The organism is Fusobacterium varium (genome assembly GCA_021531615.1).
Taxonomy (GTDB): Bacteria; Fusobacteriota; Fusobacteriia; order Fusobacteriales; family Fusobacteriaceae; genus Fusobacterium_A; species Fusobacterium_A varium_C.
This window is the reverse complement of record JADYUE010000055.1, coordinates 1-13,067: the sequence shown is the minus strand read 5'-3', so window position 1 is coordinate 13,067 and position 13,067 is coordinate 1. Positions and strand designations below refer to the sequence as shown.

At 30.9% G+C, this 13,067-nt stretch carries 9 protein-coding genes; 1 reads left to right on the top strand and 8 read right to left on the bottom strand.

Annotation, left to right across the window (positions count from 1 at the left end; translation table 11 throughout):
• Positions 1–110 precede the first annotated feature (110 nt).
• The 7 genes from I6E31_11620 to ligA form a co-directional block, all read right to left on the bottom strand.
• A complete protein-coding gene (locus I6E31_11620; protein ID MCF2640608.1) occupies positions 111–473 on the bottom strand; it encodes a hypothetical protein in 363 nt (120 codons plus the stop codon).
• An 8-nt stretch (positions 474–481) separates the two neighbouring features.
• Positions 482–1,291 carry an undecaprenyl-diphosphate phosphatase gene (locus I6E31_11615; protein MCF2640607.1) on the bottom strand — a complete coding sequence of 270 codons (810 nt, stop codon included), beginning with the start codon at positions 1,289–1,291 and terminating at the stop codon, positions 482–484.
• A 14-nt stretch (positions 1,292–1,305) separates the two neighbouring features.
• The gene (gene rfaD / locus I6E31_11610; GenBank protein MCF2640606.1) at positions 1,306–2,304 is read right to left on the bottom strand and encodes an ADP-glyceromanno-heptose 6-epimerase; all 999 of its coding nucleotides are present in this window, start codon (positions 2,302–2,304) and stop codon (positions 1,306–1,308) included.
• Positions 2,301–3,140: a PHP domain-containing protein gene (locus I6E31_11605; GenBank protein MCF2640605.1), complete on the bottom strand. Its 840-nt coding sequence runs from the start codon at positions 3,138–3,140 to the stop codon at positions 2,301–2,303. The genes rfaD and I6E31_11605 overlap by 4 nt, the downstream gene beginning before the upstream one ends.
• Before the next feature lie 61 nt (positions 3,141–3,201).
• Positions 3,202–3,942, bottom strand: a complete 741-nt coding sequence (locus tag I6E31_11600; protein ID MCF2640604.1) for a hypothetical protein — start codon at positions 3,940–3,942, stop codon at positions 3,202–3,204.
• A 22-nt stretch (positions 3,943–3,964) separates the two neighbouring features.
• Positions 3,965–6,631: a preprotein translocase subunit SecA gene (gene secA / locus I6E31_11595; GenBank protein MCF2640603.1), complete on the bottom strand. Its 2,667-nt coding sequence runs from the start codon at positions 6,629–6,631 to the stop codon at positions 3,965–3,967.
• A gap of 108 nt (positions 6,632–6,739) precedes the next feature.
• Positions 6,740–8,791 (bottom strand): NAD-dependent DNA ligase LigA, encoded by a 2,052-nt coding sequence (gene ligA / locus I6E31_11590; GenBank protein MCF2640602.1) that lies wholly within the window; start codon positions 8,789–8,791, stop codon positions 6,740–6,742.
• Between the two features lie 125 nt (positions 8,792–8,916).
• Here ligA and I6E31_11585 point away from each other — a divergent pair, with 125 nt between their 5' ends.
• A complete protein-coding gene (locus I6E31_11585; protein MCF2640601.1) occupies positions 8,917–10,533 on the top strand; it encodes a putative manganese-dependent inorganic diphosphatase in 1,617 nt (538 codons plus the stop codon).
• A 617-nt stretch (positions 10,534–11,150) separates the two neighbouring features.
• On the opposite strand, the gene I6E31_11580 is transcribed toward I6E31_11585, so the two are convergent.
• Positions 11,151–12,761 (bottom strand): AbgT family transporter, encoded by a 1,611-nt coding sequence (locus I6E31_11580; protein ID MCF2640600.1) that lies wholly within the window; start codon positions 12,759–12,761, stop codon positions 11,151–11,153.
• Positions 12,762–13,067 lie beyond the last annotated feature (306 nt).

Here is a 13,067-nt window from a genome sequence, read left to right as displayed (position 1 = left end):
GAAAATCACTGGAGTTACTTGAAAATTTATTTGTTTTTTCCACCAACACTATTTGACAAAGAGCCAAACAAAAAAGCAATTCCAATACTTAAATCAGAATTGCTTTTAATTTAATTTTCTTCTATTAATTTTTCTCCAGCTTCTCTATATAAGTCATAACCTTTTCCCATTTGGTAGATCTTATAATATGTACTTATAAGAGGAGCTCCTTGTTTTACATTTTTCACATGATAACCTATCATTTTTTTAGGCTCTACTATCCCTTTTTCTTGAAAACTTCTATAAATTTTAGTTATCTCTTCTACTTTCTCTTTATCCTTTACTTCTTTTAACTTCACTTCATTCTTAGAACAAAATTCAATATACTTAGTAAATGCCTCTATATTTGAAGTTTTAAAATAGAAAACTCCTATAAAATTTACTAGAGCTACACCCATAAATATATAAATCAAAAAAGTTTTTATCTTATTCATTTAATCACCTAAATAAATACAGCAATTAAAACTAAAATTCCTAGAACTATTCTATATATTCCAAAAGAAACAAAATCTCTCTTTTTAATATATCCCATAAACCATTTAATTACAAGATATGCAACAACAAAAGATACAAGAGATCCCACTCCTAAAAGTTGCCATTCAACTGGAGAAAATTTCAATCCATTTTTTAAAAGTTTCAATAGTGTTGCTCCAAACATAGTTGGTATAGCCAAGAAAAATGAAAATTCTGTTGCCACTCCTCTTGAAAGTCCTAAAAGAAGTCCCCCTATTATAGTTGCTCCTGATCTTGAAGTTCCTGGAATCATAGCTAAACATTGGAATAATCCAACTGTAAAAGCTTTTTTATATCCCATTTTACTAAAGCTATCAATATTTGAAGAGCTTTTATAATATTTTTCAACAACTATCAATATTATTCCATAAAAGATAAGTGTTGTAGCTACAACAACTACATTTCCCATAAAATATTCAGAAATATAGTCATCTAAAAGTAGTCCAATTACAGCTGATGGAAGAACTCCAACTACAACCTTTGCCCACAATCTAAACCTTTGGACAAAAACTTCTCTTTCTTTTACAAAAGGAGTTAAATCATTCCAAAAGTATAAAACTACTGCAAGAATAGCTCCTAATTGTACAATTATCAAGAAACTATCCATAAAATTTTTAGTAAAAAAACTGCTGTTTATAAATTTTTCAACTAAGATCATGTGTCCTGTACTACTAACAGGAAGAAACTCTGTCATTCCCTCTACTATACCAAGTATAATAACAATTAAAAAAGGATTCATCTATCAATTTCCTCCTATAAATATGGATCTTCTGTTGCCATATAATTTTCTACATAATCTTTAACTCCCTCTTCTAATGAGTGGAATTTTTTAGTATATCCAGCTTTTTTCAATTTATCCATTGAAGCTTGTGTAAAGTATTGATATCTTCCTCTTAAATCTTCAGGCATTGGAATAAATTCAACTACATCTTCAACAGCAAGATCTGGATTTTTAGAAGCTGCTCTCATTGTTGCCATAGAAAGATCTAGGAAGCTTCTAGCCTCTCCAGTTCCTATATTATATACTCCTGATTCAACTTTTTCAGTTAGTAAGAAGTAGATTACATCCACAACATCTTTTAGATAAACAAAATCTCTAAGTTGCTCTCCATCTTTATATCCCTCTTTATGAGATTTGAAAAGTTTAACTCCACCATTTTCTCTATATTGATTAAATGTATGGAATACCATTGATGCCATTCTTCCTTTGTGATACTCTTGTGGTCCATATACATTGAAGAATTTTAATCCTGTCCATTGTTTTGGAGCTATTCTTTGTTTGAATGCCCAATCATCAAATATTTTTTTAGAGTATCCATATTTATTAAGAGGCATTAATTTTTTTAATTCTTCTGGAGAAACTTCATCATTATATCCTAATTCTCCTCCACCATATGTAGCTGCTGATGAAGCATAAACATAATTTATTTGTCTTTCAGCACAGAATTCCCAAAGTTTTTTACTATATCCATAGTTATTAGCCATTAGGAAATCTCCATCTCTCTCAGTAGTTGCAGAACAAGCTCCCATATGTACTACACCTGTTATTTTTTCTGCATTAGCTGGATTAGCAAGCCAATCAAAAAGGTCATCTCTATCTACCCAATCAGCATAATCTCTCTTTCTTAAATTTAACCATTTTTCTTCTGTTCTTAATTTATCTACAACTAGAATATCATTTATTCCCATTTCATTAAGTTTCCAAACAAATGCACTTCCAATCATTCCAGCTGCACCAGTTACTATAATCATAATTTACCTCCTGCATTTCTCTCTTTTATCAATCTAAATTGTGAATATGTAATTCCTGTATCTCCTATATTCACTCCCTCTCTATTAGCTCCATGAAAGTCTGATCCTCCAGTCACTAAAAGTGAGTGTCTTTTTGCCATTTTCTTATATTTTTTTATATCTGATGGGGAAAAAGTTCCATATTGAGCCTCTATTCCATTTAATCCAACTTTTACAAGATTTGAAATCATATTCTCAATTATTCCATCATTATTTACAACTAATTTAGGATGAGCCAATGAAACAAATGCTCCATTCTCACTTAACATTTTAACTGCTCTCTCTGGTGGAAAATTCTCTTTAGGTATATATGCCCTTCCTCTTTTCCCTAGATACTTATCAAAAGCTTCCTCTTTACTTAAAACAACCCCTTTTTCAACGAGATAATTAGCAAAATGTAATCTACTTATTATCTTTCCTGGAGCCATTTTAGCAATCTCTTCCAAATCAGCATCTATTCCACAAGCTTTTAATTTTTCTACTATTTTCAGATTTCTATTATCTCTAGCTTTTTTTAATTCTTCAAGTTCATTCATAAATTTCTTATTTTCAAGATTTAAAAAATATCCTAATATATGAACTTCATAATCTTGTGTATTACATGATATTTCTATTCCTTGAACAAACTCTATTCCTATCTCTTGAGCTTTCTTTTTAGCTTCTTCTATTCCATCAACAGTATCATGATCTGTTATAGCTAAAGCTTTTAAGCCTCTTCTTTTAGCTTCTAAAATAACCTCTTCTGGAGTAAAAGTTCCATCTGAAGCAATAGTATGTATATGAAGATCTACTTCCATAATCTCTCACTTTCTTTTGGTAAAGAAAGGCGTCTTTAAATTAGACGCCTCCCCAAAAATATTAATCATCCCATTTTTCAAGTTTAGAGAAATATTCTGGATAAGCTAGATATAATGCTTTTGCATTAACATTATTTTTTTCTATAGCTGTCTTATTTTCTCTAGCATTAATTCCAGCAATTTTTATAGTTCTAGCTGATACTTCTCTATTATACCAAGTTTCTGTTGAGTAAAATTCATCTCTTTTAATAAAGCTATTTAAAAGTTTTCTAAGTTTTTTTACATCTTTTTCATTTAAGTCAGTTTGTTTTGAGAAAGCAACTATCTCTTCCCATTCTTCTGGAGTTGCAACTACCTCTTTAATGTGGCTTGAAGGAGTATCCATTCTTAAATATGATTCTCTTACCATAGCTTCTACAAGTCCTTTTGGATCTTTTATATTTTCATTTTCAAGGAAGAATTTTCTTGGCATTTTTTTATTGTATTTTTTTACTAAATCAACAAAACGTTCAAATTCATCATCAGTTATATCATTTACATTTTTATCTCCTAATGAAGTTAGGAAATTGAAATCTTTTTCACTCATTTTTCCTGTTTTTCTTAGATAAAGAATAGGATTTTCTTCTCCATACCAATCTTCTATTAGAGCTTCTCCAACTACAACATTAATTATAGTTTTATCCCACTCTTTAGCTGATTGTTTTGTGATGTTATATTTTTGCTCTAAAGAACCTGCTTTCTCTGCTGAACTACATGAGATAAAGAATACTGCTATTAACATACTTAAAATTAACTTTTTCATCTTTTACCCTCCTAGATTTTAATTAAAGTCTTCCACAACAGTTTTTATATTTCTTTCCACTTCCACAAGGGCAAGGATCGTCACCTTTGATCTCTCCATCTGCTCCTGCTTCTACTTCTTCACTATTATCTTGCACTCTTGTTGCCTCTTCTCTCGGTGCCATCTCTTCTTCTGGAGATCTAACAATTACTTTAAATAGGAATGATGTTGTTTGTTCTTTTATTGTTTCAAGCATCTTTTCATATAGTTCTCCTGAAAGTAGTTTATACTCTACGATAGGATCTCTTTGTCCGTATGCTCTTAAATAGATTCCTTCTCTCAATCCATCTAGTGATTTTAGATGTTCTCTCCATCTTGAATCTACTACTTCAAATAGAATATATTTTTCTAATCTTCTCATCATATCAGAACCTATTCTATTTTCTTTTTCTTCATACTCTTTTACAATTTCATTATATAGTTTTTCACTATAATTCTCAATACTTGTAGATTTATACTCATTTAAATCATTGATAGTATATCCATATCTTTCATGTAAGAAATCTGCAAGTCCTTGGATATCCCAATCCTCTTTATATTCTCCAACAAATCTTTCAACAACAGTTTTATGAATTGTATCTCTTAACATATGAAGTATTGTTTCTTTTAAGTCATCTTTTAACATAGCTTCATTTCTACTTGCATAAATTGCTGTTCTTTGTTTATTCATTACATCGTCAAATTCAAGAAGATTTTTTCTAATTCCAAAGTTTCTTGATTCAATCTTAGTTTGTGCATTAGCAATAGCCTTATTGATCATTGAGTGAGTAATAGGTTCTCCCTCTGGAAGTCCTAATTTTTCCATTACAGTTTTTACTCTATCTGATCCAAATAGTCTCATTAAATCATCTTCTAATGATAGATAGAATTCTGATGCTCCAGGGTCTCCTTGTCTTCCTGCTCTTCCTCTTAATTGGTTATCTATTCTTCTAGACTCATGTCTTTCTGTTCCTAGGATAAATAATCCTCCAAGAGCCATTACTTTTTCTCTTTCAGCATCACATTGAACTTTATATTTTTCTAATACTTCATTATAGTTTTCAGCATCTCTGCTTCCAACTTCTTCAATTGCTAAGAACTCTGGGTTTCCTCCAAGCATAATATCTGTTCCTCTACCTGCCATGTTTGTAGCAATAGTAACAGCTCCATATCTTCCTGCTTGAGCTACTATTTCAGCCTCTTTAGCATGGAACTTAGCATTTAATACATTGTGTGGTATTTTTCTAGCTTTTAAAAGTTCTGACAGATCTTCTGAACTTTTAATTGAGATTGTACCAACAAGAACTGGTTGTCCTTTAGCATGCAACTCTTCAATTCTGGCTATAATAGCATTTATCTTCTCTTTGTGAGTTTTATAAACTAAATCTGGATGATCTATTCTTTGTACTGGCTTATTTGTAGGGATAACTATTACTTCAAGTCCATAAGTATGTACAAATTCAGCAGCTTCTGTTTCAGCAGTTCCTGTCATTCCTGAAAGTTTTTCATACATTCTAAAGTAGTTTTGAAGTGTAATAGATGCAAGAGTTTGGTTTTCTCCAGCAATATTTACTCCCTCTTTAGCTTCAATAGCTTGGTGAAGTCCATCTGAATATCTTCTTCCTTCCATAGCTCTTCCAGTAAACTCATCTATAATTATTACTTGTCCCTCTCTTACAAGGTAATCTTTATCTCTTTTAAATAGCTCTTTAGCTTTTAAGGCTTGGTTTAAATAGTGAGTTAACTCTACATTTTCAGGAGAGTATAGGTTATCTATTTTTAGAAGTTTTTCAACTTTTGCTACCCCTTTTTCAGTAAGAACTATATTCTTAGCCTTTTCATCAACTTCATAATCTCCCCATTTTTCAGGTGGGATATTCATTTCTTTTTTAGCTTTTATATCTTTAATTCCTTCTGTTTCATAACTTCTACTTAACATAGAAACTATTTGATAGAATATCTTATACCATTTTGTTGTTTCACTTGCAGCTCCTGAAATTATCAATGGAGTTCTAGCCTCATCAATTAAAATCGAGTCAACTTCGTCAACTATACAGTAGTTTAACTCTCTTTGAACCTTTTCATCTGCACTTCCAACCATATTATCTCTTAAATAGTCAAAACCAAACTCAGAGTTTGTTCCATATGTAATATCACTATTATATGCAGCTTTTCTAGCTTCTGTATTTAATCCATTTAAGATTACTCCTGAAGTTAATCCTAAGAATTCATATACTCTTCCCATCATATCTCTATCTCTAGCAGCTAGATAGTCGTTAACTGTGATGATGTGAACCCCTTTTCCAGTTAAAGCATTTAAGTAAACTGGACAAGTTGCCACAAGAGTTTTACCTTCTCCTGTTTTCATTTCAGTTATCTTTCCTTCATGAAGAACGATTCCCCCTATAAGTTGTACATCATAGTGTCTAAGTCCAAGAACTCTTTTTGATGCCTCTCTTACAGTTGCAAATGCTTCTGGAAGAATTGCATCAAGTGTCTCACCTTGTGATAATCTTTCTTTAAAATAAGCTGTTTTTTCTCTAAGTTGTTCATCAGTAAGTTTTTGGAAATCTGGTTCAAGTTTATTGATAGCATCAACTATTTTTCTAATTCTCTTTATCTCTCTATCATTTTTAGTCCCAAATATCTTTTTGAAAATTTCTCCTATCATCCTTTGATTCCTCTCTTTAATAATTATTATTCTGACACTTTATCAAGATATATGCTACCATAAATCGGTCAGATAGTCAATCTAAGGTAATTATTTATCTAATTTTTATTACTTTTTTCCACAGATTTCTAAAAATTCATCTTCTGTTAAAATTTTAACTGTTCCTAATTCTTGAGCTTTTTTTAATTTACTTCCTGCTTTCTCCCCTATAATTAGATAATCAAGGTTTTTGCTCACTGCTGAAAGATTTTTCCCTCCAAGTTTTTCAATCTCCTCTTTTATCTCTTCCCTTTTAAAATTTTTTAATGTTCCTGTAAATAAGAAAGTTTTTCCTTCAAAAATTCTCTCTTCACTGCTTTGCTCCTCTTTAACCTCTTGAACAAATTGTAATCCATATCCTCTTAATACCTCTATTAATTGTAGATTTTCACTATCTCTAAAGAAATCATAAACAGCCTTTGCTCCCTTATCTCCAACACCATCTATCTCTATAAGCTCCTCTATACTCATATTCATAAGCTTATCTATATTTCCACTTGCATTAGCTAAAAGTTTTCCTGAATATTTCCCTATAAATGGTATTCCTAAAGCATACAACACCTTTGAATAATCTCTTTTTTTACTCTCTTCTATTGATTCTAAAAGTTTTTCTACACTTCTTTTTCCCATTTTTTCAATCTTAACCAACTCTTCTTCATGAGATTTAAGATTATATATATCACCTGCATTTTTTATAAAGCCAAGCTCCAACATCTTCTCAACCATCTTGCTACCAAAACCACTTATATTCATAGCATCTCTTGAAACAAAATACTCTATTCTTCCCTTTATCTTTCCAGGGCAATTTGGGTTAGTACACTTTATATCTACTTGACCTTCCTCTCTAGCCACTGGACTTTGACAAACTGGACACTCTGTTGGTTCAACTATTTGAATTTCACTTCCATCTCTAAACTCTTTTATAGATTTTACAACTTGAGGTATTATCTCTGCTGCTTTCTCAATAAATACCTTATCTCCTATTCTAATATCCTTTCTCTCTATCTCATGGAAGTTGTGTAAACTTGCTCTCTTTACCTTACTACCTGATAGAAGTACCTCTTCTAGCTCTGCAACTGGAGTAACCTTTCCTGTTCTTCCAACTTGCCAAGTTACCCCTAACATTGTTGTTGTCACTTGCTTAGCTGGAAATTTATATGCTATTGCCCATCTCGGACTTTTAGTAGTATTTCCTAAAATATTCCAAAGCTCTAATTCATCAACCTTTATAACCATTCCATCAGTTTCATAGTCAAGATTCTCTTTTTCTTTTTCCCAATAATCTATTCTCTTTTTCAACTTACTAGCTGATTCTAAAACCTCACATACCCCAGTTGTTTTAAATCCTAATTTTTCTAAAAATTTTATACTTTCACTATGAGTTTTAACCCCATATTTTTCTGCATCAACTAAGAAGTAGAAATAACTATCTAATCCTCTCTCTTTTATTATACTTGAATCTATCTGTCTTAAAGTTCCACTTGCAGCATTTCTAGGGTTAGCAAACACCTCTTCTCCAGCCTCCATTCTTCTCTCATTAAGCTTTAAGAAGTTACTTAAAGGTAGAACAATCTCTCCTCTTACCTCTAAATCCAATGGCTCTGGTAATTCATGTGGAATAGTTGCAATCTCCATAATATTCTCTGTTACATCTTCCCCTATTGCTCCATCTCCTCTAGTTACTCCCCTTACAAGTTTACCCTTCTCATATTGCACACTTATAGAAAGTCCATCTAATTTCAGTTCTAAAGCATATTTCAATTCTTTATCCTCTGGAATAAGTTTTCTTACTCTTTCAATAAAATCTCCTATCTCTCCCTCATTATATGTATTTGAAAGGCTCAACATAGGTTTTTTATGAGTTACCTTTTGAAACTTACTCTCTCTTAAATTTGTAGCTCCTACCTTTTCAGTTGGAGACTCTACATTTTTAAATTGTGGATATTGCTCCTCTAACTCTTTTAGCTCCTTTATCAGATTGTCATATTCAACATCTGAGATAAGACTTTCATTATTAGTATAGTAATATTGGTTATACTTTAAAATATCCTCTCTCATCTTCTCAATTTTTTTCTTTATGTTATCTAGGTTTTCACCAAAATTCAGTGTCATTTTTTCCATTATTTTCTCCCTTATATATCACTTTATTTTTGTATATTATATCATGTTTTAGCAAATAATATTTGTTGAAGTTAAAAAAAAATGCTAAGATATTCTAAAGAAATATATTGAGGAGGATTGTTGGTATGGAACCTATTTTAATTTTTGGGCATAGACACCCAGACACAGATTCAATTTGTTCTTCTATTGCTCTTGCTGAATTAAAAAAAGAGATGGGGGTTACTGCTATTCCCTATCGTCTTGGAGATATAAATAAAGAGACTGAATTTGTTTTAAAACACTTTGGAGTAAAAACTCCTAAATTTTTAAAAACTGTAAGTGCACAAATATCAGATTTAACAAGTGTGGAGAAAACTGTTTTATCCTATGATGAATCTTTAAGATCTGCTTTGGATACTATGACTGTTGAAAATTTTTCCAGCCTTCCTGTTGTTGATGAAAAGAAACAATTAAAAGGTATGATTCATATTTCAGATATAGCTAATACATACTTAAATCTTGAACATTCAGACCTTTTTGGAAAATATAAAACAACTTTTGAAAACTTAAAAGATGTACTTGATGGAGTTATTGTAAGTGGAACTTACCCAAGTGGAATTATCACTGGAAATCTTAAAGCTATCTCTGAGCTTGAAGATGTTACTCCAGGGGACATTGTTGTTACTACATCAATGGTTGATGGTATTGACCGTTCCATTAAAGCTGGAGCAAAAGTTATTATAGTTGCTTGTGAAGAAGATGATTTTATAAGTCCAAGAGTAACTTCGGATTGTGCTATTATGAGAGTTCATACAAGCTTATTTAAAACTATTAGTTTGATTAGTCAATCTCTATCTCTATCTTCTATATTAACTAATGCTAAATTCTATTCTTTTAAGAAAGATGATTTTTTACATGATATAAAAGATATTATGAAAGAGGCTACACAAACAAACTTCCCAGTTACAGAAAAAGATGGAACTGTTTATGGAACTATTAGAACTAAGAACTTAATCAACTTTACTAGAAAACAAGTTATTTTAGTAGATCACAATGAGAGAGCTCACTCTGTTGATGGATTACAAGATGCTAAAATTCTTCAAGTTATAGATCACCATAAATTTGGTAACTTTATAACTGATGAACCTGTTAAAATAAATGCTGAAATAGTAGGATGTACATGTACTATTGTATATGAACTTTTCAAAGATGCTAGAGTTGTTCCTAGTAAAAAAGCTGCTGGACTTATGATGAGTGCTATCCTTTCAGATACACTATTATTTAAATCTCCTACTTGTACTCAAAAGGATATTGATACAGTTAAAGAGCTTTCACAAATTTGTGAGATTCATGACTATGAAGAGTATGGAATGAATATGCTTATAGCTGGAACATCTTTAGCTAATAGAACTCCATTTGAAATTTTAACTACTGATATGAAAGAGTTTTCAATGAATGGTATTCATATGGCTATTGCTCAAATAAATACAGTTGACGTAGCTGGAGTTTTAAGCAAACAAGTTGATCTTGAAAAGACTATGAAAGAGATAAATAAAAATGCTAATTACTCTATGTTTATCTTAGTAATTACAGATATTATTAAGTCTGGATCTTTTGCTATTGTTGTTGGAGATTTCCCAGAACTTGTAGAGAGAGCTTTCAGTGTAAAACTTGAAAATAATACTGCTTGGTTAGAAGGAGTAGTTTCTAGAAAGAAACAGGTAGTTCCTTTCTTAATGGCTGCTAGTCAAAGTTTAGAATAAATAGATAAACTATAATATATCTAACTAAATTTATTTTTTCTTATGTATCGTTAGATTTTGACAAAGTGCCTTTGCATTAGCGATTATTAGTCAAGTTAAGTTGTTTCTATTTCTTTTAAATATCAGCTAAATTCCATGTCAAAGAATAAAGAGAGAGTAACACTCATCTGACTAAAATTCCGAAACTCACTTCGTTCAAACACGTCGGAATTTTTAGCGTCAGATTTCGTAACTCTCTCTAATATTCTTCTCCAAATTACATTTAGCTGATATTAGGAGTATTAAAAATAATTATCCCTAACATCAAGTTGATGTAATTTCCAAAAGTAAAGGAGTGCAAACGACTATTACTTTTGAGACACAGGCGAAGTCCTGTGCTACAACGATTTTTTATAAACCCTCAGCGAAATGCAGTTAAGAAAATGCAACGTGTTTGAGGCATAGCCGAGTTTTGCATTTTCAACGAAATAAGCTATAGGGATTCTTTATTCACTGACATGGAGACAACTTGATGTTAAAAAATATAAGTTTTGTTAATGTAAATTAGAACGATAAATTATAGTTTTAATCATAGAAAAAAGCTTAGTAAATCAATAATGATCTACTAAGCTTTTTTATTACATAAACATTTTTACTCCTGGTCCAATAGGAAGTCCTAAGAATGTCCAAATTAAGAATAATCCTGTCCAAGCAAATAGGAATGCCATTGAGTATGGTAACATCATTGCAATAATAGTTCCCATTCCCATATCCTCTTCATTTTTAGAGTATTTAGCAGCAAATCCTACTATAATTGGGAAGTAAGACATCAATGGAGAAATAATATTTGTTGTTGAATCTCCAATTCTATATGCTAATTGTGTATATTCTGGTGTAAGTCCTAATTCAACAAACATCGGTATAAATACTGGCGAAAGCATTAACCATTTTGATGAAGCTCCTCCAATAAATAGGTTTACAAAAGCTGTTAGGAAAATCAATCCAACTGCTGCTGCAACCCCTGTAACTCCCATATCTTTTAAGATATTTGCTAAGTTTACAGCTATTACAATTCCAATATTTGATTTTGTAAACACATATACGAATTGAGCAGATATAAAGATAATAACAAATACTTGCCCACAAGAAGACATTGCTTTTACTAAAGCTTTTATTACATCTTTATGAGATTTAACAGTTCCTGCTGTAACTCCATAACATAATCCAGGTATAAAAAATGCTAACATTAAAACAAATACTATTGATTGTCCAAAGAAAGGTTTTAAAAGTTCCATTGTTCCTGGTTGTCTGTGGTTAGCTTTAACAAACTCTGCAATCTCTTTTTCTGTTAATTTGAAAATAGCATTTTCAGGTAACACCATAAATAGGATTACTATTACAAATATTATTATAGATAAAAGAGATACTCTTAATCCTTTTCTCTCTTGAGCTGTCAATTCTGAGTTAGCATCTACTTCTAATTTTGGTCCTGTATACTCTCCCAATCTTGGCTCAACTACTTTATCAGTAAGCCATGCACCTATTATTGTAATTAAGAATGTTGATGCAAACATAAAGAAATAGTTTGCTGTTGCATCTACTGAATATCCTGGTAATACAATTTGAGCTGCTGAAGTACTAATTCCTCCAAGTAGAGGGTCAGTTGTTCCTATTAATAAGTTAGCTGAGAATCCTCCAGATACTCCTGCAAATGCTGCTGCTATCCCTGCTAATGGATGTCTACCAAAAGATGCAAATATTACTGCTCCCAATGGGATAAGTACAACATACCCAGCATCTGAAGCTATATTTGACATAACCCCTGCAAATACAACTATTGCTGACACTAAAACCTTTGGTGTAGATAACACTAATTTTTTAATTAATGAACTTAATAGTCCAGTTCCATCTGCAAGTCCAACTCCAAGCATTGCTACAACTATTGATCCTAAAGCAGCATGTCCAGTAAAGTTTTTAACTGCTGATGTAAATATTCCTCTAATACCAGAAGAAGTTAATAAGTTTTGAACAGTAGTTGTTTTTCTAACTACTTCCCCTGTAGTTTTTGAAATTTCAGAATAAGTTACTGATACTCCCATTTTAGATAGGATAAAAGAAAAGATAATTGTTATCACAAAGAATCCAAAGAACATCGCTACTGGATGTGGTAACTTGTTTCCTGCAACTTCAACAAAGTTAAGAAACTTATCTAATCTACTTGTTTTTTTAGCTTGTAAATTTTGCTCCATTCTCTTTTTCTCCTTTACTTTTTTCGTTTTCAATCGTAAAACAGTTATTTAGTTTTTTTTTTAATATTTTTAATACTGTTTCAAGACATAAAATTTTTAAAATTATATTAACATGTTTTCTTTAAAAAATCAACTTTTTATTTTTAAAACTACCTTTATTTTTGAAAAATATTTAGTTAAAGTAACAAGAATTTAAAAATTTTTTTAAATTTAATATTATTTTTTCAAACTTTAAATAGAGGGTGTATAATTTTTGGTGTTGGTACTTAAATGTATTAACACCTTTTTTACTTTTTTTCAAAAAAA